The sequence below is a fragment of the Streptomyces sp. NPDC048671 genome (genome assembly GCF_055587045.1).
The window spans coordinates 85,601-109,220 of record NZ_JBVJHB010000021.1 but is presented as its reverse complement, the minus strand read 5'-3'; the positions used below and the strand labels follow the sequence as shown (position 1 = coordinate 109,220).

The following is a 23,620-nucleotide window of genomic DNA, read 5'->3' as shown; positions in this document are numbered from 1 at the left end:
CTGGCATGCCGCAGGACACGGTCGGACCGGCGGGAACAGGCTATATCCCTCGGGCCGCGCCGGGTTACTGGTTCATCTGCGGTCCTGGGCGAGGAGCCTTCAGTTTCCTGGGTGTGTGAGTACGATCCGAGCGGCGGCCGCCTTCTCCGCGTCAGGAGCGATCTTGTACAGCTTCATGAGTTGACTTGCGGCCGCCACGTGACCGAATCGGGCGACCAGGGCGGCGTAGAACTGGGCGAGCGCCTCCTCCAGCGGTAGCCCAGCGTCGTCGCGGACCGCGATGCCGCAGCGGAGCCCGGTCAGGATGAACGGGAGCGAGGAAGTGTTGACCCACGGTTGGGTCAGGACCTGCCAGACCAGAGCTTTGAGGTTCTGGTTCGCCGCCCCGGGCACCGAGGCTCGGGCCAGACCGGTGGAGGCCGCAGCCAGCCACAGGTTGATGTCGTGCGGGCGCTGCTCACTGATGCGGGAGATGCAATCCAGCACGAACGATGCCGCGGACTGCGGCTGCGTCCATGCCAGCGGGCGGGACAGGGCGTTCGCGACGGCTTTGGCCTGCCAGCCGTCGGCAAGGGCCGCGGCCTCATACAGGTCGGTGGAGAAGTCGATGTCAACGTAGTGATTGCGCAAGAGGTCAGCCTTGATGAGCAGAGCCTCGTGGGCACTGAACTGGCCGGCAGCGGTCGTGGCGTCCAGGAGGTCGAGGGTTCCGAAGGCGGGGATGTGCTCAGCACGGGCGATCGCGCGCAGGACCCGGTCGTCGCTCCACAGGACCAGCCCGTGCTCCTTGGCGTAGTCGGGCGCGGTAAGCCACTCCTTACCGCGCGTGCCAGGGAGCGGAAAGCGGCGCAGTTCCGGACGTGGAACACGGGCGACCGATCTGAGGACGTCCACGACACGGACTGACGTGGAGCGCAGCCGCTCCAGGTTCGCCACTTCGTCGCTGCGGACCTCTGCCCGCTGTCCTGCCTCGTCCCAGCCCAGCGTCAGCTCCGTCTGCAGCGCGAGGGACTCCTTCGCGTAAAGGGCGTCTTGGAACAGCTGGTCGGTAGTAACCACTTCCTCCAAGCTGCCGATCAGCCGCTCGGCATGGCCCGGATCCAGCAGTGCCAAGGTGTGGGCAGCGGTTGGATCGATGACCGTGCGCACGGAGCGGGCTGCGGCCACCGCTTCGGCTCCCACGCCGGCGGCCAGGGCATTGCCCGCATAGACGAAACCGGCCCCCCGGCGCAGGCTCAGCTCCGTGTAGCCCCGACCGGTTACCCACGTCAGGGTGCCCAAGGGGAGGTCGCCAGCAGCGACTTTGCTCTGGACTCCCTTGACGTTCTCGTGCGCCTGACGCAATTCGTCAGCAACGTTGACGAGCGGATCATCGTCTGGGCCTAGTGTCACGGCGCGGAACTGGGAGCTGTCGGGAAACCGTTCCAGGTACTCGGCGGTGGCTTCGTTGAGCTGGTCGGCGTCGTTTTCGGACCACCGCTCGGGGGTGCCGGCGGCGCTCAGGTGCAGGGTAGCGATGAACGCGCCGAGGAGTTCCTCGTCATCGGGCCAGCGCTGCATCAGGGCCAGAGCCTGGCCGGCGAAGTTGGCTTCGCTGGAGTGCCTCGCCCCCAACTTCACCCACAGCAGGGCCTCGTGTCCGGTGCGGGGTTCGATGGGCGTGCCTTGGTAGGCCAGGACATTCCAAGCATCCTCGAACAGGCTGCGGGCTACGTGGCAGCGGACCAGCGCCCAACGGGCGTTGTGGTCGTGCGGATCGAGGGCAAGCATGTTCCGCGCCGCGTCGGTGGCCCGGTCGGTGTTGCCTTCCGCTAGCTCCGCCTCGACCAGCAACGCATACATCTCACCCTGTGCAGCCCAGTCCGGACCGGCTAGCGTCAGGGCCTCCCGCGCGCACACTTTCGTCTGCGCGAGCATGTCGGCATGCCGGTAGGCGTCTGCCGCCATGGCCATCAGGAAGGCGTCACGCCAATGCTCCGCACCCGAGCGCAGCGTACGTGCCCGAAGCTCTCGTTCCCCGCTGATCTGGTACCTCTGTGCCAGTGCTAGCACGATGATCCGACTCTTGGTGACGTTGGCGCGCAGCACGGAGAGGTCGCCGGCTGAGCTTGCGGTCAGTGCTCGGGCGATAAGTCTGATCTCGGCGACAATCTCAGGATGGGAGCCTTCGAGGCGGTCCAGGTCGGCCGGTTGCGTCCCGCATTCCGCCATTCCCATTGCGGCCTGGAGTTGTTCCTGCTCGGTGGTGGCCGCGTCCCACACGGCCTGCCAGGCGGCTTGAATCTGCGAGGGCTCGATCTGGCCGTCGGTTTCCCGCTCCAAGATCACGGCGGTGATCTGCGCACGGGCGTAGGCGCTCTCGACCTGGCTCTGGAGGCGTCGAGCCTCATCCACCCGGCCGGTAAGCGCGGCGAGCACTGCGCGGTGCTCGATCAGTCGGGGGTCGCGCGCCTCGCGGGCGAGTGCCTGGCCCTCGGACTGTTCCTGTGCCAGGCCCCAGGCTGTGGCGGCATCTCCGCAGGTCTGGGCTGCCTGCACCGCCACCACTGCGGGTGCCACGCTGTCGCCGAACCATGTCCGGCGGCCGTCGCGGGCTTTGATCGCCAGCGCGAGGGCTTCGCGCGCATCCGCGAGCCGGTGCTCGCTCCGGCCGCGGACAGCACGGTTAAGGAGGATGAGAGCGGACAGATGCTGGATGCCGGACATGATGCCGTCCGGGTCTGCGGCACGCAGCCGGGCCAGGGCGGCGGCGTCCTGGCCCGTGCTGGTGAGGGCGTGGGCTTCCAGGCCGGCTTTGAATGCCCGGGCAGTCCGGGTTTCCGGCTCCCAGGATGCGAGATGGCCCAGAGCCTTCTTCCAGTCGTTGTCGAACAGTGCCAGCATTCCGAGCAGGAGAGGTGAGCTGGGATTGTTGTTCGTGACGAGAAAATCGCGCGCGTCCTGGTCCGTTCCGGCCGCGCTGAGCTGCTGGGCTGCCCGCGCGACCCGCAGATCCCGCGGGAAGCCGCCATCATCGATGCAGCGCTGGAAGAACGTGACCGAAGCCCGGTGGGCCTCGTAGTCCGAGGCGAGTTCGGCCAGCCAGGCGAACGCCTGCGGGGGCGCCTTCTCCATCCAACTCGGAAACCGGTGGGCCCACTGCCTCAAGAGCGCCTTGCGCTCCGTCGGGCAGCTCTGCAAAAGCCCGACTGCCTGCTCCACGGCCGGCCACGCTCCCGTCAGGGCCTGTGCCTCTTCCTGTGCCCGCAGGCTCAAGGTCCGCAGCCCCGTCTGGAAGTCCGTCCGTGCATCTAGACGGCGGAGGATTTCGTGGCTGCTGCCGGCAATTTGCTCAAGCACCGCTACGAGTTCGTCGCGCAGGGCGGTGCACATGCCCAGCAGGTCTTCCTCGCTGAGATCCCGCAGGCCCGCCAATGCGTCCTGACCTTCAGCCTCACGATCGTGTTTCCATCCCTCCAGCAACTCGACCGGGTAGGTGGCGTTGTTGGGGCCGTCGACCGTCTTGTGGTGAGGAGTACACAGCAGCATCAGGTTGCCGAAGCTGTTGCGCTGCTTGACCGTCCAGGACGGATCGAACCGCGGACCACCGCTCTCGAAGGCGCGGATGTGGGCGATCTCCAGGTTGAGCATCGGCTCAGCACCGACCATCCGGATGACTGGCTCGCCACAACCGGGCCAATAGCACGCGCCGCGGGCCAACGTCATCAGCCCGGCGATCGTCGCGTTGGTGTAACTACGACGCGGTTGCGAAGTCACGGCGCCCCCACTCATGTCAAGACGGCCAATCTATCGGCCAGCACTGACAGCACACCTGCACACAGGGCGACAGGCCATGAGGGCGGCCAGCGCGGCAGGTCCCGGTCCGGGCGCTCAGGTTGGAGTTGACCGCGGACGTACCGACGGGCGCGATGGTGATCCTGGCCGCTTCGACCAAGGTGTCGACTACGGGCAGGGCGTTGCAGTGCCTGGTGCGGTAGCACGCGACCGGCGGCGCCGGTCGCGCGGAATCCCGGTAGCCGCTCAGCTGGCCCCGCTCCACCCGCGTGGCGTGACCGGCTGCGCCTCGAACACTCGGCGAGCGGGGCACAACTACAACCCCGAAGGACGAATACCCCCCGCAAGGCCCTCGGGCGGCAGCCCCTCACGGCCACTCCGCATCCGCGGACGCACCTCCCGAGCGAAGCGTCTTCGACGACATCGACGACGACTGAGGACCGCTCGACCGTCGCCAACACCACACACATGTTCATCGCGAAGAACACCAGGCCAACCTCGCCCCGCACATCTCAACGATCGGTAAAACGGACGAGGCACACGGAACCGCCGGTGATCTTGGTCGGCCGTGGGCGGCGATCCACGACAACCAGCGGATCCCGGCAGACTTCCGGCTCTACCTCACCGCGACCCCGCGCATCCTCGCCGCCGCCCGGCCCCAGAAGGGCGCGGACGGCCAGGAGGCGGAGATCGCGACCATGTCGGACGACCCGGAGGGCACCTACGGCGCGTGGCTCGCAGAGCTCGGTCTGAGCGAGGCCATCGAGCGCGAGATCCTCGCAGGATTCGAGATCGACGTCCTGGAGATCCGCGACCCCTCGCCGGTCCTCGGGGAGTCGGAGGAGGCGCAGCGGGGCCGGCGCCTGGCCCTGTTGCAGACCGCCCTGTTGGAGCACGCGGCGGCGTACAACCTGCGTACGGTCATGACGTTCCACCAGAAGGTCGAGGAAGCCGCAGCGTTCGCTGACAAGCTTCCCGAGACGGCGGCCGCGCTGTACATGAACGACGCGTCCGACGCCGACCTGGCGGCTGCGGACCGGCTGCCGAAGTCGTCGATCGACGCGGAGTTCTACGAGCTGGAGGCCGGCCGCCACGTCCCGCCGGACCGGGTGTGGTCGGCGTGGCTGTGCGGCGACCACCTCGTCTCCGAGCGGCGCGAGGCTCTGCGCCAGTTCGCCAACGGCATCGACGCGGCCGGACGCCGGGTCCACCGTGCCTTCCTCGCCAGCGTTCGCGTGCTCGGAGAGGGCGTAGACATCACGGGTGAGCGGGGAGTCGAGGCGATCTGCTTCGCGGACACCCGCGGCTCCCAGGTGGAGATCGTGCAGAACATCGGCCGGGCGCTCCGGCTCAACAAGGATGGCAGCACCAAGGTGGCCAGGATCATCGTGCCGGTGTTCCTGGAGCCGAATGAGGACCCGACCGACATGGTCGCCAGTGCCTCGTTCCGCCCCCTTGTCGCCATCCTCCAGGGGCTCCGCAGTCATGATGATCGACTTGTCGAGCAGCTCGCCTCCCGTGCGCTCACGAGCGGCAAGCGCAAGATCCACGTCCGGCGGGACGATAACGGGCAGATCGTCGGGGCCGGCGGGGAGGGTGACGGCGAGGACCAGGAGGACCACGACACCCAGGCCGCCGCCGAAGCGGCCCTGCTCCACTTCTCCAGCCCCCGCGACGCAGCGACGATCGCAGCGTTCCTCCGTACTCGGGTCTACCGGCCGGAGTCCCTGGTGTGGCTGGAAGGACTCCAGGCCCTGATCCGCTGGCGGAAGGAGAACGAGATCACCGGCGTGCACGCCGTTGCCTACGACGTCGAGGTCGAAGTGGGGGTCACGAAGGACTTCCCGCTGGGCCGCTGGGTCCACCAGCAGCGGAAAGCGCTGCGGGCGGGTGAGCTGGAGGAGCGGCGCAAGACCCTGCTGGACGCCGCGGAAGCCGGGATGGTCTGGGAGCCCGGCGAGGAGGCGTGGGAGAAGAAGCTCGCCGCGCTCCGCTCCTACCGGCGGGCCACCGGGCACCTCGCACCCCGTCAGGACGCCGTCTGGGGTGAGGGCGAGGCGATGGTGCCCGTCGGGCAGCACATGGCCAACCTCCGCCGGAAGGGCGGTCTCGGGAAGGACCCGAAGCGGGCGGAGCAGCGCGCACAGCAGCTGGCCGCGGTCGACCCGGACTGGGACTGCCCGTGGCCGCTGGACTGGCAGCGGCACTACCGCGTCCTCGCCGACCTCGTCGACGCCGACGGCGCCCTGCCGCCCATCGAACCCGGAGTGCTGTTCGAGGGCGACGACCTGGGCAAGTGGCTGGAGCGCCAGAAGAATCCTGGCACCTGGGCACAGCTGTCGACTAAGCAGCAGGAGCGGTTGTCGAAGCTGGGCGTGCAGCCCGCTGACGCTTCGGCCCCCGCCCCGGCAGCCGCTCGTACGACGAAGAGCCCAAGCAAGGCGCAGGCGGCGTTCCAACGGGCTCTGATGGCCCTCACGCAGTGGGTAGAACGGGAAGGCGTGGACCGGCCCGTGCCCCGGGGTGCAGTCGTTGAGGTCGCCATCGACGGCGAGATCGAGCCGGTGATCGTCAAACTGGGCGTATGGATTTCGAACACAAAATCGAGGAGGGATCGGCTGGACGCCGAACAGCTCGCCGCATTCGCGACGCTGGGCATGCAGTGGGCAGAGTCAGTGACGATCCCCCAGGCCGCCCCGGTTCAGCCCGCCGCCGTACAGCCCGCACCCTCGAAGCACCTGGCGCAGCGTGATCACCACGACGAGTGCGACAAGGCCTCCTACGAGGGCGGTACGTGCACCTGCGACCTCATCGAGCAGTACGGGCCGCCCTCCGAACGCGACGACTACTGATTACGCCCGCCCCTGCCGTGCCCCGGACATTGTCAGATGTCCGGGGCACGGCAGGTGGATGGTCGTGCTACGCGACTGCCGTGGCGAATTCCACCGCCGGGATGCCGCAGCCTTCGGGGAGCTCGGCGAGCGGGTGGCGGGGAAGGCCAGAGACGATCCACAGCCGCATGATGTCGTGGGAGACCAGCTGGCCGGAGCCCGTTCCGTCCTCGTTGAGGATGCCGATCTTCAGCAGCATCCGTTGCCCGCACTCCCCCAGCGTCCAGAGGTCTAGGAAGCACGGGCGCCGGCACGTACGGAGGTTGCGGCGCTGGTTCTTCCACCGGAAACTCACGATGCCGTTGGCGAAGGCGGTCAGCGAGAGGGCACCGGAGGCGTAGGCGGAGCGGCCGTCCCAGATCCACACCATGTGGCCGTGGTCCAGTTCGCGTCCCATGATCTTCGTCGGGGACATGCTCGCGTGCTGGATCTCCACCACGCATCCGTCGGCCGCGATCACATCGGCGATGTGGTCTCCGCGCCGCTGTTCACGTTGGGTCGCCGGCACCATGGACTTCCAGTAGTCGTGCCACTGGGTCGAGGAGTAGGAAACGCCGTTCATACCGCTCCTGCCAGAGCCACCAGGTCGGCATCGCTCATGCCGAGTTCCGCGGCGCCGATACCCAGGGCAGCCAGCGCGTCCAGTCCGATCTCGGGGTTCTCCTTGATGCGCTCCTGCGCCCGCCGCAGGGCGCGGAGCTGAGTTTCCAGCTCCGCGTACTGGCCGTCGAGGAGCTTGCGGAACGCCCGACTGTCCTTCTCCTGCTCGCGCAGGTGCTTCTGGTTGCCCTTGATAGCGAGGAGCTGCTTGGTCACCTCCACGATGCGGGCGTGGACCAGGTCGGCGGGCAGGAACGAGCGCTGGCCGGGGATGGTGATCCCCATGTCGGTCCCAGTGCCGCACCCGCCGGGAGCGGGCCCGGAGGATGCTCCGCCGTTGCCGAGACCGGGGATCGGCGGTGTCGTGCCGCCGGGTGCCTTCGTCCCGCCCTCCTTCCCCGGTCCTGCGGGCGGCGGCGTTTCGGTGCCGCTGTGCGCGAATCGAAGCATCAGGTCGTTGTCCAGCGCACCAAGGACGGGGCCGAGGACGACCTTGAAGTACTCAATCGCCGGCAGCTCGCCCGCCTGGACCCCTTCGATCATGAGGTCCATGAACTCGCCGGTCCGCCGGTTCTTGTCACCGTGCTGGGCGAACAGCGGGCCGTAGTTGTCCGTGATCCACTGCCGGGTCGCAGCGGACAGGGAGGTGTAGCGCGAGGCGGTCACCGCACACCCGCCTGTCCGCAGCTGCGGGCCGAGTGCAGCCGCTGCGCCCAGTGCACAACGCCCTCGCACGCCTTCTCCAGCTCGTTGAGCATGGCCTCGTCGGCGATGTTGATGATCTGCTCGGGGTGCATCTCGACCAGGCCGTAGAGCAAGTTCACCTGGCGCCGGAACTGCAGGACCAGCCGGTCGTCGGTCGCCTCAGGGACGGAAGTACTCTCCCTGCTGCCTGTCGCCTGGGTGATCTGGGCGAGGCTGTCGCGGATCTTGAGCTCCGCCATCGGATCGGCCGCGAACGCCTCTACGAGGAACGCCGGGTCCATCACGCTCGCCATCACCGCCGACCTGACATCGGGGCGGTCGAGCTGTTCCACGATCTTCTCGGCGGTCATCGCGGAGGCCGAGTTCGGAATCGGCCGCGCGCCGATCGCTGCGCGGAACTCCTGCGCCGTCACCCGGCGGCGGCCGGGCTCCTGCAGCATCTGCAGCAGGATCTCCCAGCGGTCCTGGCGCCGGCGCTCATGGTCCGCCTTCGCCAGAGCGTTCTCAGCCTCCCGGGTCCCCTGCGGGAGGGAAAACCGCGCAGCCTCGCGAACGACTGAGTAGGACACCGTGACGGCGGACTCGGCCAGGACCTGCCTGAGCGCACGGTCACAGCCTGCGGACACGCACCGGTATTCACGGGCCATGTCGGCAGTGATGCCGATGTCTGCGGCGAACGCCCTGATCAACTCGTGGGCGTCGTTGGAGGGCTTGTCGTTGTCCATCGGCGCGACTTCCAGCAGGAGATCTCCGATCTCCAGGCGCGTCCGTTGCCTCTCGCCCGTCAAGAGGTCATCACGAGCTACGTGCTTCCGGCCGAGTTCCACCTGCTCAGGGGAGTACGCCGTATCTGCTTCACGAGCACTGGGCTCGATCCAATCGGTCATGGCTCGGAACGTAGAGCGAGGCTCTGACAATTCCGGGGGCCGCACCACACGAATGGCCTACCCGATCCCCCGTGGTACTGAAGAAAGTGCACCGAACGGGTTGCGGGGCCGGTGTCGAGTGGACGCTGCTATGGATCGAGAACACCGCCACCCAACTGGGGTTCACCCAGGTCAGAACGAAACACGGTCTCCGTTTCGCCAAGGCTCAACTACGCGGCCTTGGCCGTTTCACTCCCGTGTCCAAGGCGGTTGACCTCGCGGCAGCCTGCCGGAGATCCAGCTCCTGCGGCTTTGTGCTGTCGGTGTCAGTCACCCCAGCCCGTGAGGTGGTGACGGTAATCGCCAAGCCGCGCCAGCACGATGTCCCCATCGGACGTCAGGACGTGGGGCTGGTGTGCACCCATGTCGGCCAGCAGGTCGGATGCGAGGGCGCAGGCGGCGACGACGGCCTCTCGTTTGTCGTTGATGATGGCTGCGAGGTTCGCTGTGGTCTGCGCAGGAGTTGGCGGGAGCGGCGCAGGGGGACCGTCGTGGAAGGCGTCCTCCGATACCCGCAAGTGCACCGGCGCGTCGCTGTCGTCGAAGCGGTGGAGTGCAGTCGAGATCATGAGGTCGCCTGCCGCTCCGGACTCCGCCGCCCAGGCCGCCGATACCTGCACCAGGGCTACGAGGTCGAGCTCCAAGCCGCGGTAGTACATAATCCTGGGGCCTTCGGGGTCGTGCTGACTGCTTCGGATGTTGATCGGCCGTGCCGCGAAGAAGCTGCCGTCCTGGTGGAGCTGGCCGGTGGGGACGCCTTCAAATCGGACTTGCCGTCGGCCGACCAGTACGGGGCGGTGCGGTCGCGCGTTGGTGGTGATCGCTTTTTGGGCGAGCGCGGCGAACCGGTCGAACGCTGCTTCCCGTTCGGTTTGGGTGATCAGGGGGTAGGCGCCTCGGACAGCTGGTACCGCGGCCAGAGTGAGCCAGCCCGGATAGTCGTTCGCCCGGGGGCGGCGCCCGTGCTCTGTGCTGCTCAGGTAGGCCGACAGGTAGCCCAGCCCGGAGGTGCCAACCTGTTGCAGGCGGTCGACGTCGTCGGAGGCGGCCTGGAAGCGGTCGCGGTAGCGCTGGGCGATCTCGGATTCGGCGAGCGTTCGCGTGGTGGTGCCGTGTCGGACGTGCACTCGGAAGTTGTAGTCGTTGCCCGGGGCCGCGACAGCGTGCGGAGTCTGCGTGCTCGGGGGCACGGTGAGGAGCCAGTAGACCTTGCCGACCGCGATGCTCGACTTCACGGAACGCACGCCTACGTGGGGCACGACAGGCTGGACCCAGTTCGCGAGAACCGAGCGGATCCACTCCTCACCCCGCCCCGGGGACGGCTCGGAAGGGGCGAGGGCGTGCGCATGGTCCTGCTTACCGTCGTCGACACCGATGACGACCATGCCGCCGGCGGTGTTGGCCATGGCGCACACATCCTTGGCAAGTTCCTTCTTGCCCGCGTCGGTGCCCTGGTAGAAGTCCTTCTTCCAGTCCAGATCGACGCCTTCGGGTATCTGGCTGTCGACCGCCCGCTGGAGATCGTCCTCGGTGAGGTCGTCGGGGTGTCGTCCCAGGGTGGCAATGAGCCGGGCGGGCAGAGCCATCGGTACTCCAGTGCGTATCCACCATCGTGCTGACGGTTGCCAGCCTGATCACGCTAAGCGGGTCGGCCAGCTGCCACTATGCATTTTCCCGAAGTGCATCAGAGAGCCGCCCATGAGATCGCCCTTGCGGTCTCCCCCGAGAGCCGGGGCGGATGGGCGGATTGCGCCGAACGTTGAATCGATTGAGTGGGCAGGCCACGACCGTCTTCGTCCGTACTCGCCCCCCAGATCTGAAGTCACGCTCATGCCGCCTCAGGACCGGATGTCGTCCCGTGTCGTCGTTTCCTGGAAGAAAGCGCGCAGAGGCTCGTCAATGGCCTGTTCACAGCTGCCGCAGTCGGCAGCGGCGTCGAGACGTGGTGCGAGGTCCTGGCTGTCGTGGGGGGTGAGGATGAGCCAGCGCAGAACAACTTGCCGCACGATCAGCCTCAGCTCACGTAGCTCAGTCTGCCTTTCACTCTCCTCCTGCTCTTTGAGTAGGTCTCCGTGTACATACAGGGATCGCGCGTTGTACGCGTCCCGTACTGCCTTCCTGACGAGCTCGCGCAGGGCTGAGGGGAACAGAGCGGCCGTGCGAGTCTGCATCTTCTTGCTGATGCCGTCGTGCTTATCGTTTGGGCTGGCTATCAGGGCTTCCAGAGCGATGACGTAGTCCAGGTGCAGCTCGTCTATTTCTTGCTCCCACACTTCGTTGTCGCTGGTGGTGCGCTGGTAGGCCTGCAGCAGGTGTCGGGCGGCCCGTTCAAGCCGTCGGGCACGTTTCCTGGGCAGCTTGCGGCCACTGGTTGCGCCGGCCATCACGGCATCGATCCTCGCTGTTACTGCGGAGCAGAAGGCCTGCATCCGCGGCAGATCAGCCGGGGCGAGGTAGAAGCTCCCCGTCTTGCGGTCTTCGAATTCGACTTTCCCGTAGCGGCTCGCAACGGTGTCAATGGTGGTCGGTACGTCGTTTCGGTTCAGTTCGAAGTACCGGCCACGCTCGACTCTGAACACGGCATCGATGTGCAACAGGTCCTCGCTCCACAGGATGAGGGGGAGCAGAGCTCTCCAGTGGCGGGCTTCCGGCCGAGGACCAGCGCTCTCGAACCAGTGGGTTCCTCTGCGATCCGGCGTACGCTCAGGGTTCGGAGCATGGACGAAGGGCGCGCCGCTTAGAAGACCGAGGTCGAGCCCGCCCGGCTGCAAGCCGTGGAGCGCGGGCATGGGGCCCAGCTGCTTCAGTTCGTCGGTGGTGAAGGTCTGCAGGGTGTAATGGCCCAGCGGAACTCGTGCGCCTTCAGGAAGATCGCCGGTCAGCAGCAGCCAGTCCTCGACACCCGTTGCCGACGCCGTACAGAAGGCAACGAAACTATCCACGACCTCTTCCACCGGTACCGCCGCCCCTTGAGCGATCAGACGGGTCGCGTCGCCCAGCCCGGATGCACCCAGAACTACGGGCCATCTGGGCAGCCAGTCACCGGTGAGCTTTCCGTACAGGTCACGGTGCTCCGATATCGGCGCTGTCATGACCACCGCGTTGCTCAGGTCATCCCACTCCGGCCGCTCTGCAAGCGCTGCGTCGGTGACATCCTGGGGGATGGAGGGGAGATGACGTGCCTGCTCAAGCCAGACGAGGGCGGCTTGACGTAGCTGGGAGGTGTCTTCCATGCGGCACGAAACTAGCGCACCCCCACCGCCGGCCACGCTCCTGGCCACATCGCAGCACGCCGACCAGCTCGCCGCACTCGGACGCTGAGCGTGGACGATGCGGGCAGGTGAGGCCGCAGCCGTACGGCATTAGCTTGATCCGCCAGTATGCGGGGACACTGACGTCGCCCTGGGGATGTCACGGTTCCGAACTCTGACGGTAGGCCGGGTGCCGCTGACAGAGCGAGGGGACTCAGGTGCCGAGCTGACAGGAGCGCCACCCGCGCCCGGTGCGGCTGATCAGTCCCAGGTCTTCCAGGCGACCGAGTTGGTAGGCGACCGAGCTACTGCTGGTGAGGCCGACCCGTTCTCCGATCTGGCGGATCGAGGGCCCCTCGCCGTGATCCGCAATCCAGTTTCTGATCACCCGCAGAATCTGGACCTGCCGATCGGTCGGGGCGTCGGCTCTCATGCCGCCCTCGCTGCGCGACGGTCACCGCGGGCCTGACGGCGCAGCTCGGTCCGGTCTGCCGGCCTGCCGGGCGGTTGGGTGTTCCAGAAGGGGTGCCACCAGATGCGGGCGGACAGGAGGAGCAGTCGGCGGCGCAGTGCGGTGTTGCCGTGCTGGCGGAGTGTGGCGAGGGCGTCGTACGTGGTGTTGAGGTCGCGCTGGGCCTGGATCAGGTCGGCGGGGAAGGTGGGGGCATCCATTCCCGTATTAGATCGTGTGTTCGATTTTCTTGTCACGTCTGGACACGCGTGTCCGTGCTCGCTGCCCGATCATCCGCACGACCCTACCGGCGACACCGAACATGGCGGGGCCTGCAACGCACGGCCCTGCACCGGATCCACCCACCTCCATCCAGGGCATCGGCGCAGGTCAGGGGTGAAACGCGCAGGAGCGTTTCACTCGCGTTTCACCGGTGGCGTTTCACTGCCACAGGCTGGTGTTGCACCTGTATGGGCTGCGCAGCGGGCAGGGACTCTTCGAGGTGAAGGCGCACCGATTCCCGTCCTGGTGGACCCCGTGTCACACCAGACTGGTCGCATGACACAGGGACCGAGGGTGTACGGCAGCGAGCGTGATGACCCGGAGCACGGGCCACAGCCCGGCCGCGACTACCGCGAGCTGACCGGTGGGCCGCTGGACGGACAGCTGATCGAGGTGACCGGCTGGACTGAAGAGGAGATCACCACCGGCGCGCACTTGATCACCCCTCATAGCGCATACGGACCGGGCGGGCGGGCCTCCTACGGGCCTGCCTTCAGCCGTCCTGGTGGTCCGTGGGTATGGGAGGGTGACACGCCCTGATCGGCTGAGGGCGCAGTAGACGGACCGGTTGCGGTCTCCAGGCGGTCCAGGCGTGCGTAGAGGGCGCGAACAAGCCGTGCACGGCTCTGGGTGCAGCGGACGGTGCCCTCGATCGTCGTGGACAGCTGGTCTTCTGCCTCGCGCAGGACGACGTCGGCGAGTGCCTTCGGCCCGCTGTCCTTGGGCAGCTGGTCGGCGCGGCGGCGGACGTCGGCGGCGACTGCGCGTGCGTGGCCGGTGAGCTGGAGGGCGATCTGCTCCAGGTCGCGGGTGGTGAGCGTGTCCTGGCCGGTCCATGCGAGGACGGCCGTGACGAGGCACTCGTACGGTTCGCGGTCGAGCGGGAGCTCGGCTTCGATGAGGCCGTCGGGGTCGTACAGGACCGTGTGGGTGCTGGTGTGCATGGTGGGGCCTTGCTGCTGGGGCGTCTTTGCGCGGGTGGCCGGCGGTCACCGCTGGGGGGCCTCGCCGACTCCGTTGTCCTGGTCCTCGCTGTGCTGGCCGAGGAACCGGGCGAAGCCGCGGTCGGCGCGGGCCAGCAGGGCCGGGGAGGGGATTCCGTAGGCGGGCGGCTGGAGGCTGCGGCCCTCCGGGGCCGGGGCGGTGGAGTCGGTGTGTACGCGCATGAGCCCCGCCTCTCCGGCTGGTGGTCCGTCGGTGCCGTCGACGCTACGCACCTACGGTCCGCGCGTTCAACGAAGTTGCGGAGTATTGCGGAGGTTCACTCCAGGGCGTCGATCGCGGCCCGGATGAGCGTGCGGGCGGCGTCGCCGTAGACGGCCATCTCCGCGAGGCCGGCAAACGCCTTGGCGTAGTCGGCGAGCTCGCGTGGCTGCGTCACCTTGATCTCCGCTGTCAGCGTTTCCACCACGGCCATGGTGTCGTCGTGGACGTAGAACGCTTCCAGGGGCCAGACGGTGCGCTGCGCGGTGAACGGGATGATTCCGAGCGAGACGGAGGCGAGCGGCATCACGGCCAAGAGGTGGCGCAGCTGTCCGCGCATTGCCTCGGGGTCGGCGGTGCGGAAGCGCAGGACGGATTCCTCGAGGAGGACGACGTAGCGGTGGCCGCCTTCGTAGAGGAAGCGGGAGCGGGCGATGCGGGCGGCGACCGCTTCGGCGACGTCGTTGGGGGTGCCCTGGAAGCGGGTGATCTGCTCCATGAGGGCGGTGGCGAAGCCGGGCGTCTGGAAGAAGCCCGGCGGGACGTTGGAGACGTAGACCCGGCAGACGCGGGTCCGCTCGTGCAGGGTGTTCCAGTCCTGCTGGACCTTGCGCATGCCGCCCTGGTGCAGGCGGCGCCACTCCAGGTACATGGAGTCGACGGCGCGGGCGGTGGCGACGAGGTCGTCGGCCTGGCCGTCGGCGCCGCACGCCGCACACCATGTACGGATGTCGGTGTCCGAGGGCGCGGCGTCGCCCTTCTGGATGCGGGTGGTCTTCGCGGGATGCCAGCCGCACCGGGCGGAGAGTTCCTTCCCGGTGAGGCCGGCGTCCTTGCGTAGGTGCTGCAGGCGTACCGCGAGTGCTACGCGGGCTCCTTGGGCGCTGGACGAGGGAGAGGCGGGCATCGGCAGATCGAGTCCTAGACGGTGTACTTCTCGTGCGGGATGCCGCGCTCCCACACGGTCTCGAACGCCGTGGCGCACAACACGGTCGCGGCTGAGTCCCTGGTGCGTTCCTTGCCGTCCGATGTCCAGTCGCCGGTGCCGGTGAAGTGGTGGAACTGCACGAGCGTCCCGTCCAGGAGCCAGAAGTCGTTGCCGGGCAGCGGGATGTCGGACGTACGACGGCGGGGCAGCCAGCGCACGTCCTCTCCGGCCTGGAGGTTGAGCGGGGTGATGGCGTGCTCGTAGCGGATGTAGTCGGTGACCGGCTCGGACACGATCCGCGCGCGGCGCATCACCACGCCGCGGGTGACCGCGTCCTTGACGAGCGGCATCCACTGCGGCCAGAACGAGCGGGCCGGATCGAGGTTCGGGACACCGGTGCGCAGGAAGGTCTCGAAGTCGTCCGTCTCGTCGCCGACGGCGTAGACGTCGCGCATCTCCAGGTGGACCGCCGTGTGATGGGTGTCGGCGAGCAGCTCAGCGAACGTCGCGGTGTTCAGCTGCTGCGCGTTCAGCGGCATCGCACGCCTCCTTGAGAATCTGCACCATGCGGAACGGGATCCGGATCACCCGCTCGTGTGCGGGGATTCCGGTCTTGTGGCCAGCTACCCACTCGGTGGAGCCGACCAGGGACTTGAGGAGGGCGTCGGCTTCCTCGCCCTGGACGATCAGGTCCGCGCTCTCCTTTTCCACCCACACCGTCGGCGAGCCCTCTCCGCCGGTATTGGGGTCGATCCCGACAAACCGTAACGTCATCGTGTACTCCCGTGTCGAGTGTTGCGCACAGTTGCGCGCAACGACCGTCCCGCTGCGCCCCTGGCCAAGTCAAGGCTTCGACGCGAGGGCTGCGGGAGACCCGTTCCGTTTCGCTTCGGAGATCTGTGCCAGGACCGCTAACCGGCTAACGCCGCGAGGCTGCGTACACGAACACGGCCACTACGACGGCCACTCCCCCGGTGGCCACGGTCAACGGGTTGGCGAGGCTTGGATGCTCGTGTGTCACGTAGACCAGGATGAAGAAGATAACCGCGAGTAGTAGGCCCAGGATGAGCCCGCTCTCCCTCGGCTCTTGTGGAGATCCGCTCACCGAAGAGCCTCAACGATCCGCCTGTCGAGGACTTCAGCAAGCTCACGCAATGTTTCCTCGCTGCGGAGCTGCTCGAAGATCTGCTGGGCATCGGCCTCGCCCTGGGCACGCATCCTTTCCAGAGCCGACTCCACTTCAGCGAGGGAGCCGCTGCGGTTCTCGCCGTACAACTCACCGATCCGTGCGTAAGAGGTCATCAGGAACGCGCCCATACCAGCCGCCGGATCGGAAATAGCGAGTTTCCCGCTCTTCAGGAGCATCTCCTCGAACGGCGCCAGAGCGCTCTCAACGAGCGCGCGAGTGAGTGAGGACGGGGTGTAGTACGCGGCCTTCGTCGGCTGCGGTGCTGCCGAGCGGACGGTGACGGGTGTTCCGGGCTGAACATCAACGATCACGCTGCCGTCCGCTTCGACGGTCAGCACAGCGTCCCCGACGCGGGCCCGTAGAGCAGGAGCTTCTCCGGTGGGAACGGTCTCGACGTCGGCGTAGAGCTCCCGCAATTGCTTAAGTGCCAGCGTCTTTACGGGGTTGCGCTCCCCTCGTGCCCAGGTCACAGGCGATGGCTGGCCGACCAGATGGGCAAATTCCTCGGAGGGCTGACCGCGGAACCGGACTCGCTGACGGCCAGCCACCAAGTCGTCCTTCACGTATGACCAGTGCCTCCCGTCCGGGGCGCCTGTCACGGTGTCGTAGGCGCCGATCACCTTGCCGAACGCGGTTCCCACAACAACGGCGACACGGGTCGGGTCAAAGTTCGTGAACTTCAATCCGTCCCCGCGCCCGGCAAGCCATGCGCCGAGCACTCCGTGGGCGAGCTCCTCCGGCTCGGCGCCCCGCACGTGCTTGGAGTTGGTGAACAAGGCAAGGTCTCGCTTCACGGCTGCCCCAGCTTTTCGTTGTCAGTGTCACGCCAACGCTAGCGCAGTTATCGCCTATAGATCAGGGAATTACAAAGCGATATACGGAACAGTGTCCTGACAGGCCGACGCACCGCCGAACGGATGTGGGTTATGGCTCCGGGCCCTTGCGCTGGCACGCCGGCAAAGGCCGCGCGGGCTCTTCCCGGTGAAGTCGCGCCGATTCCGCCCCGGTGGGCGCAGCGTCGCTTCAGACTGGCCAGATGTCACAGTTGCCGAGGGTGTGCGGCAGCGAGCGTGATGACCCAGCACCGGGGCCGCAGCCCGGGCTCGACTACCGCGAGTTGACCAGTGGGCCGCTGGACGGGCAGCTGATCGAGGTGACCGACTGGACGGAAGAGGAGATCACCATCGGCGCGTACCTGATCACCCCTCACAGCACATACGGACCGGGCGGCCGGACCTCATACGCGCCTACCTTCAGCCGTCCTGACGGCCCGTGGGTGTGGGAGGGCGACGCGCCCTGACCCCCTAGCCGCCTGCGGTGCCCCAGCCCGGACCGCGTCCTACCCGTCCGTCAGCGTCTCGGGCCGACGGATCTCGCACGTCACGATGTACGACTCCCCCCAACGCAACCACGCCTCCACCCGCCCTCAGAAGCATCGGGTGTAGCGCATGACGAGGGCGCGGGCCTCCGGTTCGGTGAACCCGAGGGCGGTGGCGACCATGCCCCAGGACTTCTCGTCGGTCTCGACCTCGTAGGCGGCGGCCCTGGCGGTATCGGCGCTGATGCCCTCAAGGGTGCCGATGACCTTCAGCGCCGCGAGCGGAGCGTCCGCGGCCAGGGTGTCCAGACGGGTGCGTAGCTGGGTGAGGAGGGCGGTGATGTCGTCGGGAACGGGGATGGTGCGGGCTTCGATGTCGTCGATGTGCTGGTCCCAGTCGGCTTCCGGGCCGGTGGTGTCGTACAGGTCAGGGCCTCCGGCTTCGGTGACCTGCTGCCAGTCCAGGGGGTGCAGATCCGTACCGCGCCAGCCGCACGAGCACGACCCGCGCAGCGCGGTCGCGAGCGGGGCGCGCCGGGTCCCGTCGTAGACCCACCAATCGCTGATCTTGTGGATCTCCGCACCGCTGCCGGTGTCGACGTACACCGGCTTTGGCTCTGCGCCGCCAGCCAGCACCGCTCCCAGGCGCCCCTCATGCGACGCGCCGAACTCCTCGGTCTCCCACATATCCCCTACCCCACTGCCCGATCGTCGGTCCCACTGCTCCGACCCTGCCCGACCCCGGGCGCCGACGAACCCTGAATACCCGAACCGGTGAACCCCAGCCCGGCGGGAAACACAGAACCATCCCCGAGCTTCCGCCGGCCCCGCCCTTCGACCGCTTCGTCGCTCCGGGCCGCCAGGCGCGCCTCGGGCTCGATGCGCTCGGCCGCCAGCAGACGCGGCTGCTCCCTCCCCGGCTGAGCTGTTGCAGGGGTGACCGGTCCGGTGCCGAGACGGCGACGCATCGTGCTCATGAGCACATAGTCCATGATCGCCTCGGGCTCGGCTCCCCGACCCCGGAACTCCTTTTCGAGTCCGGTGCCGTCATGAGCCGGCAGCGTCGTCAGGGGGATCCGGCTCCACCTCGTCTGGGCTGAACGCACAGAACAGGGCGGCCAGGTCCGCGTCCGCGAACGGCCCGGCCCGTTCCTCGATCATCGCGAGGACCTGGGCGCGGGCGATCTTCACCGGTGAGGTCAGGGTGCCCCGGTCACCACGAGCGACCCGTCGCTGATCCGCCGGATCCCGCTGATCCTCAGCGGCGGTGAGGAGTAGAGCAGCGCGCCGCCCCGGTAGAGGTCGTACTGGTAGCTCTTGGCGTACTCCAGGGTCCGGCGCTGCTCGGGGTCAGCATCGGGCAGGGTGAGTTCCACGAAGCCGCGGCCCTCGCGCAGGATCCCCTGGCAGGTGATGGCCCCGGTGATCGTCGTCGTGGTGGTGGTGGTGTCGGTCGTGAGGTGCAGGGTGTCGCCGTGGATCGGCCGTGTCCCGGGGAAGGTCATGCGGGCACCACCGCTTGTGCGAGGCGGACTTCGGCGATCGGCTCCCACCTGATGTGGGCGCCGTCGTGCCACTGCTCCACCAGGTGCAGCCGGTCCACGGCCACCGTCGCGGACAGCGGCTCCTCGATGGCGGCCAGCGCGGCGCGCAGGGTGACGGCGTCGACGTCCTGGGCGCCGTCGGAGGTGTAGGCGAGGGACAGGTGGGGGTAGCGGCTCGGGGCCGGGGTGAAGGCGGCTCCGGTGCGGGCCATCGCCTGGATGAGCATCTCCACGACCGCGGTGAACGGAGTCCCCGGCCACCCACTGATCTCCACCGCTATCGCACCGATGGCGGGCCGGTCGAACGTCAGGGTGAAGGGCTCCACGGTCCGCGCGCGGTCTTCGACGTCCTTCACGAGCGCGTCCAGGTCGACGTCGTCGCGGTGCAGCCCGACCGCGTGCAGGAGCGTGCAGTGGATTCCCTCCAACGGCACACTCCGCAATCCCGGGGCCGGCGGAGCGAAGCCGTCGTACGGGGCAGCAAGAGCAGCGGCCTCCTCCTGCGTCGGCAGGATGTGCCAGTGCAGGTCCCGGCGGCCCACCGGCCAGACGCGCCCCACCCGCTCGAAAAAGCATCCCCCTGTCCGGGCGGCCTTCGCCCCCGCCGCAGAGCCTGCCACGCCCCGGCCGTCGGCGCGGTCGCTTCTCTGCCGGGCTTCATCGCCTCTCAGGACAAGCGCGGCGCGGGCCAGGCCGGCTCCCAGCGCCAGGACGCCCACCGGTCGGCGTCCGCGAACGGGCCGGTGCGCTCCTCGAGCATCGCGAGGACCTGGGCACGGGCGAGGTCCACCGCCTGGTGCTCGGTGTCGGTCACGATGCCCAGCCGCCGAACATGGGCGTACTCGTCCTCATCCTTCCACCGCCAGCTGCTGAGGTCGGGATCGATGACGAGGTCGACGGTCAGATCGAGCGTGTCGAACCCGGTCTCGGTACGGCGGGTGGGGTGCTCAAAGTTGACGTACCAGTTCCTCAGCCCGCCCGCGGTGAAGAACGCGTTGACGCTGAACCACGCCGCCGGCGGCTTCCACAGCAGCAGCTCCGTCTCCTGCCACACCCCGGGCTCGAGCTCCCACTCCCCCGCCGCCATCGCCTCGAACGCCTCGATGCGCACCGTACGGTCGTCCTCGTCGCGGGCCTTGGCGTACAGGGCCGGCCACCGCGCTTGAGCGCCGGGCGCACACGCGCACACCAGCACCTCGCCGGAGTCGTCGACCACCCGAAGCGCCTGCTCGCTCCACACCCGGCCGCTGCGGTGCACATCGCTCCGCACGACCGTCTCCCCCGTCGTGAAGGTCTTCACCAGTGCCTCCCTCGCGAGCCCGGCCGGGATATCCGGCCACGCGGCCACCACCTCAGCGCGCCAGGGCCGGGATGGGCAAGCCCCGTTCGGGGCGGCTTGCCCAGGGGACCTCGCTCAGGCGTCCTCGGCCACCGGCTCCCACAGGGAGCGGGCGCGCCCGCTCCCGTCGCAGTGGAAGCACGAGCCGCCTCCGGGCCTGCTGCGGGCCCAGATTGTGTCGGCGGCGTCCCGGAAGAGCTGGGTGAGCCCGATGGTGTGCTGCGTGTGGATCGGGAGCTCCTGCCGTCTGCTGAGCGTGACCTCCAGCGCGACGCCGGGGCCGGTGAAGTGGGCGCGGGGGAGGTCGGCGGTCATCGCGCGGAGCGTGTCGTTCACCTGCTCCATCGTCTGCGCGCCGGTCAGCTGCACCCGGGCGGCGAGAATGGAGTCGGCGGCCGCGGTGAAGGTCAGCAGCCCGGCCGGACGGGCGAGCGGCCCGACGCGGCCCACCGGGTCGGGGTGGGTGTGCTGGAGCTGGGCCAGGGCGTGCCACAGGTCGCCCGGCAGATCCTGGGGCGGGTTCTCTTCTCTGCTGCGTCTCATGAGACCTGTCTACGGTCTGGCACCGGCGTACAGCCGGGCCCGGGTTGGTCCCTCCCATACGGCGGCGCCGCGACTTCGCGGGCCGTCCCGCCGGGCGGACGCTCACGCCCGGCGGTGGCTTGCCCGGGTCAGTTCCCGCCGACGGGGCGGGCTTCCAGCGCCGTGCGCAGGCGCCTGGCGATGGGCTGGTACTGCCGGACGAAGTCGGGGTCCTTCAGCTGGTCGGGCTCGGGCAGCTGCCTGTGGGAGGCAGGCCGGCGTCCGGCGAACGACCAGCCCAGGGGGCGCAGTCCGGCACGGTCCATGTCCTGGTCGATGCCCGCCAGGTAGGCCGCGTCGACAGGCTCCCCGTTCGACTGCCAGATCACCCCGTCCAAGACGATGGGCAGGTGTGGGAATCCGAAGAGGAAACCCAGACAGCGCTCGCGCAGCACCGCCGCGCTCTGCTCGGGGCTCAGCGGCACACCCTTCTCTTCGCCCCCAGGACCGGGGAGCGCGGTCCTGCAGTCGACGTCCGGGAAGATGTCGATCTCCCCGAGCACGACGTGCGCCGTCGCGTGCTCACGGTCGGGGTAGGACCAGTGCTTCGGCACGAGAACGATCGCGTCATAGGCGTCGAGGGCGTCGGCCACCGCCGCCGTGAGCGGGCTGCGGTCGGGGCGCGGGACGCCGCGGTTGTCTTCCTGGACGGCGCGGCGGGCTTCCCACATACAGGTGTGGCGGGTCAGCAGGCCGGGGCCGTCCGGCGAGGACCACAGCGTGCTGGTCACCGGCTCCGGCGGGATAGCCGGACCGATCTCCTTTTTACGGCGGCCGCGGCTGCGGCCCGCCCCGCTCATGGTCCAGCGCCAGTAGTCCTCGGCTTCCTCGAGGAGCAGAACCCGCTGTCCGCTGTGTGCCCAGGCCGCCGCGATCCCGCCAGCCAGGTGGTAGAGGTTCCCCGAGCGCTCCGCCAGGAACCGCAGGACGTGCGGTGCGCGCGGTGCATCGCCGGTTGTCGCGCTGCGCAGGGCCTCGGTGTACTTGGCTCCGCTCCGGCTCGCCCGGCGGGCCAACTGCGCGGCCGTGGACTGGTTCTTCGGCATGACGTACTCCTCTGCCGGGCCGGGCCACGCCCCCGACTCCGGCTCGTACGACTGCCGTGGACACGACGGAACGCAAGAACGGGAAGGAGCGGGCCCCGCAGGACCTTGACCCCCTCCTCCGGCGGCGTGGCTCCGGAAGCGGGCGGTGATCGGCAGTACGCACTAGCCGGGCAGGACGCTACCCGGCGCAGCCGCACCGACCGAGGCCACAAGCCGCCGGTTCCCTCGAATGGGCGAGGTCCCCGGCGGCCGCGCGCGTGCCGGGCAAGCGAGCAGGCTGCGCAATCACCGGCCGACGGGCTCGCGGTAGCGGTCGCGGCGCCGGGACGGATTGTCGACGCCGATCTCGTACCAGGGCTCGCCGCGCTTCAGCCGGGGCAGGGTGTTCACCCACACCGCCACAGTGATGCCCTTCACCGCGGCGGTGAGCGCCTGGCGGCGGTTGTCGAGCAGGTGCTCCGCCTTCCCCGCCAGGACGACATACAGCAGCGGGAACTGCTCGGAGCGGGTGTAGCGGTGGCGCTGCCAGAAGGGGTACGTGCTCCCGTTGGTGCCGCGGGCTCCCTCCCAGACGCGGTGCCCGGCGTAGCGCTCGTAGTCCCAGACCTCCTTGGCGAGGCGGGAGCGGGACATGGTGCCGTTGTCGAGCTCGAAGAGGCGCACCTCGCTGGTCTGGGTCGGCACGGCGAGGACGGCGTCGGTGTTGAAGCTCAGGCCGGTCTCCTTGATGGCGTGGTTCACCTCCACCTGCCAGTCGGTCAGGTACTCACGGTCTCCGGCCAGGACCGTGTCGGTGTAGGCGAGGATCATCTCGGTGACCGCGACAGCGTGAGGACCGAACCCGGCGCGTACGGCCTTCGCTCCGGTGCCGGCCCTCGGACGCGGCGGCAGCTCATTGCCTTCAGCCAGAGCCTTCTGCCCTGCCACCGTCAGGTTCCAGATCTGCTCTTTGCCCACCTTGCCGTTCGTCTCCGCCAGCCCGAGCTCCGCCAACTTCTTCATCGCCCTGCGCACGTACGACCGGCCATCCGCCTTCTCCCCCGTGATCACCTCCGCTATCTGCCGCACCGTCGCCACCCGCACGCACCCCAGCAACCGCAGCGCATCAGCCCGCACCTTCCTGGCTGTGGGAGTGGACTTCTTCTCCTTCGCTGGTGTCTCAGATGAAGAGAGAGAGGTGTCAGCAGGCCGGGCGGCCCCCTGACGGGCGGTGTGAGCTGCGGTGATGGGCACGACGTTCGAATCGTTCACGGCACTGGACGCGGCACCGGATTCCCGGCCGCCCGACGGGCGCTCAGCACCCCTTGTCCAGGCCGGGCGCGGCTTCGGGTCGGGTTGTGCGGGCGGGGTGAGAGCGGGCATCGGATCCTCGGTTCTCCGGCCGGCGGCCGGTTCGGTGAGCTGGACCAGCTCGCGCGCCGCTGCGCACGAGCTGGTGGCCACCGTGGGGAAGACCCCCTTGTCCGCCGTCTGATCGCCCCGCCCCACCGGCGTCTCCTATGCCCCAAAAACGCCTTGCGCGACCGATCCGTCCGTGACTGACACCACATCTGCGCCCTGGGATTGCCGGTCCTGGTGGGGAGGGAGACCT

25 protein-coding genes are annotated in these 23,620 nt (G+C 68.5%); 3 read left to right on the top strand and 22 right to left on the bottom strand.

Translation table 11 applies throughout. The annotated features are described in order from the left end of the window. Nucleotides 1–99: 99 nt before the first annotated feature. Entirely contained in the window at nucleotides 100–3,756 is a 3,657-nt protein-coding gene (locus ACZ6S6_RS33660) for a PIN domain-containing protein (RefSeq protein WP_469708761.1), read from the bottom strand. A gap of 716 nt (nucleotides 3,757–4,472) precedes the next feature. Between ACZ6S6_RS33660 and ACZ6S6_RS33655 the strand changes: the two genes are divergently transcribed. Next, on the top strand, nucleotides 4,473–6,626 hold the full coding sequence (locus ACZ6S6_RS33655; RefSeq protein WP_469708760.1) for a helicase associated domain-containing protein: 2,154 nt from the start codon (nucleotides 4,473–4,475) through the stop codon (nucleotides 6,624–6,626). Nucleotides 6,627–6,693: 67 nt separating this feature from the next. Here the strand turns inward: ACZ6S6_RS33655 and ACZ6S6_RS33650 are convergent, their stop codons facing one another. The 7 genes from ACZ6S6_RS33650 to ACZ6S6_RS33620 form a co-directional block, all read right to left on the bottom strand. Further along, on the bottom strand, nucleotides 6,694–7,227 hold the full coding sequence (locus ACZ6S6_RS33650) for a hypothetical protein (RefSeq protein ID WP_469708758.1): 534 nt from the start codon (nucleotides 7,225–7,227) through the stop codon (nucleotides 6,694–6,696). Continuing rightward, nucleotides 7,224–7,931 carry a hypothetical protein gene (locus ACZ6S6_RS33645; protein WP_469708756.1) on the bottom strand — a complete coding sequence of 236 codons (708 nt, stop codon included), beginning with the start codon at nucleotides 7,929–7,931 and terminating at the stop codon, nucleotides 7,224–7,226. The genes ACZ6S6_RS33650 and ACZ6S6_RS33645 overlap by 4 nt, the downstream gene beginning before the upstream one ends. Continuing rightward, entirely contained in the window at nucleotides 7,928–8,857 is a 930-nt protein-coding gene (locus ACZ6S6_RS33640; RefSeq protein WP_469708754.1) for a hypothetical protein, read from the bottom strand. The genes ACZ6S6_RS33645 and ACZ6S6_RS33640 overlap by 4 nt, the downstream gene beginning before the upstream one ends. A gap of 305 nt (nucleotides 8,858–9,162) precedes the next feature. After that, the gene (locus ACZ6S6_RS33635) at nucleotides 9,163–10,482 is read right to left on the bottom strand and encodes an AlbA family DNA-binding domain-containing protein (RefSeq protein ID WP_469708753.1); all 1,320 of its coding nucleotides are present in this window, start codon (nucleotides 10,480–10,482) and stop codon (nucleotides 9,163–9,165) included. Between the two features lie 252 nt (nucleotides 10,483–10,734). Continuing rightward, nucleotides 10,735–12,129 carry a hypothetical protein gene (locus ACZ6S6_RS33630; protein WP_469708751.1) on the bottom strand — a complete coding sequence of 465 codons (1,395 nt, stop codon included), beginning with the start codon at nucleotides 12,127–12,129 and terminating at the stop codon, nucleotides 10,735–10,737. Nucleotides 12,130–12,361: 232 nt separating this feature from the next. Further along, on the bottom strand, nucleotides 12,362–12,580 hold the full coding sequence (locus ACZ6S6_RS33625) for a LexA family protein (RefSeq protein ID WP_469708749.1): 219 nt from the start codon (nucleotides 12,578–12,580) through the stop codon (nucleotides 12,362–12,364). Further along, on the bottom strand, nucleotides 12,577–12,819 hold the full coding sequence (locus ACZ6S6_RS33620; RefSeq protein ID WP_469708747.1) for a hypothetical protein: 243 nt from the start codon (nucleotides 12,817–12,819) through the stop codon (nucleotides 12,577–12,579). The genes ACZ6S6_RS33625 and ACZ6S6_RS33620 overlap by 4 nt, the downstream gene beginning before the upstream one ends. Before the next feature lie 337 nt (nucleotides 12,820–13,156). Between ACZ6S6_RS33620 and ACZ6S6_RS33615 the strand changes: the two genes are divergently transcribed. Further along, nucleotides 13,157–13,420, top strand: a complete 264-nt coding sequence (locus ACZ6S6_RS33615) for a hypothetical protein (RefSeq protein ID WP_469708745.1) — start codon at nucleotides 13,157–13,159, stop codon at nucleotides 13,418–13,420. On the opposite strand, the gene ACZ6S6_RS33610 is transcribed toward ACZ6S6_RS33615, so the two are convergent. From ACZ6S6_RS33610 to ACZ6S6_RS33585, 6 genes are all read right to left on the bottom strand, one after another. Next, nucleotides 13,360–13,824 (bottom strand): DUF6415 family natural product biosynthesis protein, encoded by a 465-nt coding sequence (locus tag ACZ6S6_RS33610; RefSeq protein ID WP_469708744.1) that lies wholly within the window; start codon nucleotides 13,822–13,824, stop codon nucleotides 13,360–13,362. The two genes, ACZ6S6_RS33615 and ACZ6S6_RS33610, sit on opposite strands and share 61 nt — an antisense overlap. A gap of 45 nt (nucleotides 13,825–13,869) precedes the next feature. Next, nucleotides 13,870–14,046 carry a hypothetical protein gene (locus ACZ6S6_RS33605; protein ID WP_469708742.1) on the bottom strand — a complete coding sequence of 59 codons (177 nt, stop codon included), beginning with the start codon at nucleotides 14,044–14,046 and terminating at the stop codon, nucleotides 13,870–13,872. 95 nt (nucleotides 14,047–14,141) lie between these two features. After that, complete coding sequence (locus tag ACZ6S6_RS33600; RefSeq protein WP_469708740.1) at nucleotides 14,142–14,990, bottom strand: helix-turn-helix domain-containing protein; 849 nt, start codon at nucleotides 14,988–14,990, stop codon at nucleotides 14,142–14,144. Nucleotides 14,991–15,004: 14 nt separating this feature from the next. Continuing rightward, entirely contained in the window at nucleotides 15,005–15,550 is a 546-nt protein-coding gene (locus tag ACZ6S6_RS33595; protein WP_469708739.1) for a DUF6879 family protein, read from the bottom strand. Then, nucleotides 15,507–15,785 (bottom strand): hypothetical protein, encoded by a 279-nt coding sequence (locus ACZ6S6_RS33590; protein ID WP_469708737.1) that lies wholly within the window; start codon nucleotides 15,783–15,785, stop codon nucleotides 15,507–15,509. The genes ACZ6S6_RS33595 and ACZ6S6_RS33590 overlap by 44 nt, the downstream gene beginning before the upstream one ends. A gap of 327 nt (nucleotides 15,786–16,112) precedes the next feature. Further along, the gene (locus tag ACZ6S6_RS33585) at nucleotides 16,113–16,994 is read right to left on the bottom strand and encodes a hypothetical protein (protein WP_469708735.1); all 882 of its coding nucleotides are present in this window, start codon (nucleotides 16,992–16,994) and stop codon (nucleotides 16,113–16,115) included. A 242-nt stretch (nucleotides 16,995–17,236) separates the two neighbouring features. On the opposite strand from ACZ6S6_RS33585, the gene ACZ6S6_RS33580 reads away from it, so the two are divergent. Beyond that, nucleotides 17,237–17,500: a hypothetical protein gene (locus ACZ6S6_RS33580; RefSeq protein ID WP_469708734.1), complete on the top strand. Its 264-nt coding sequence runs from the start codon at nucleotides 17,237–17,239 to the stop codon at nucleotides 17,498–17,500. A 126-nt stretch (nucleotides 17,501–17,626) separates the two neighbouring features. Here the strand turns inward: ACZ6S6_RS33580 and ACZ6S6_RS33575 are convergent, their stop codons facing one another. The 8 genes from ACZ6S6_RS33575 to ACZ6S6_RS33540 all read right to left on the bottom strand — a co-directional run bounded on the left by ACZ6S6_RS33575 (nucleotide 17,627) and on the right by ACZ6S6_RS33540 (nucleotide 23,145). Further along, a complete protein-coding gene (locus tag ACZ6S6_RS33575; RefSeq protein ID WP_469708732.1) occupies nucleotides 17,627–18,124 on the bottom strand; it encodes a hypothetical protein in 498 nt (165 codons plus the stop codon). Nucleotides 18,125–18,565: 441 nt separating this feature from the next. Then, complete coding sequence (locus tag ACZ6S6_RS33570) at nucleotides 18,566–18,709, bottom strand: hypothetical protein (protein ID WP_469708730.1); 144 nt, start codon at nucleotides 18,707–18,709, stop codon at nucleotides 18,566–18,568. A gap of 8 nt (nucleotides 18,710–18,717) precedes the next feature. Next, nucleotides 18,718–19,023: a hypothetical protein gene (locus ACZ6S6_RS33565; RefSeq protein WP_469708729.1), complete on the bottom strand. Its 306-nt coding sequence runs from the start codon at nucleotides 19,021–19,023 to the stop codon at nucleotides 18,718–18,720. Next, nucleotides 19,020–19,490, bottom strand: a complete 471-nt coding sequence (locus tag ACZ6S6_RS33560) for a 2'-5' RNA ligase family protein (protein ID WP_469708727.1) — start codon at nucleotides 19,488–19,490, stop codon at nucleotides 19,020–19,022. Before ACZ6S6_RS33560 ends, ACZ6S6_RS33565 begins: the two co-directional genes overlap by 4 nt. 239 nt (nucleotides 19,491–19,729) lie before the next feature. Continuing rightward, nucleotides 19,730–20,362, bottom strand: a complete 633-nt coding sequence (locus ACZ6S6_RS33555; protein WP_469708725.1) for a ribonuclease FAU-1 family protein — start codon at nucleotides 20,360–20,362, stop codon at nucleotides 19,730–19,732. Between the two features lie 114 nt (nucleotides 20,363–20,476). After that, on the bottom strand, nucleotides 20,477–20,944 hold the full coding sequence (locus ACZ6S6_RS33550) for a hypothetical protein (RefSeq protein WP_469708723.1): 468 nt from the start codon (nucleotides 20,942–20,944) through the stop codon (nucleotides 20,477–20,479). A gap of 128 nt (nucleotides 20,945–21,072) precedes the next feature. After that, nucleotides 21,073–22,029, bottom strand: a complete 957-nt coding sequence (locus tag ACZ6S6_RS33545; protein WP_469708722.1) for a hypothetical protein — start codon at nucleotides 22,027–22,029, stop codon at nucleotides 21,073–21,075. 285 nt (nucleotides 22,030–22,314) lie between these two features. After that, on the bottom strand, nucleotides 22,315–23,145 hold the full coding sequence (locus tag ACZ6S6_RS33540) for a replication-relaxation family protein (RefSeq protein WP_469708720.1): 831 nt from the start codon (nucleotides 23,143–23,145) through the stop codon (nucleotides 22,315–22,317). Nucleotides 23,146–23,620 lie beyond the last annotated feature (475 nt).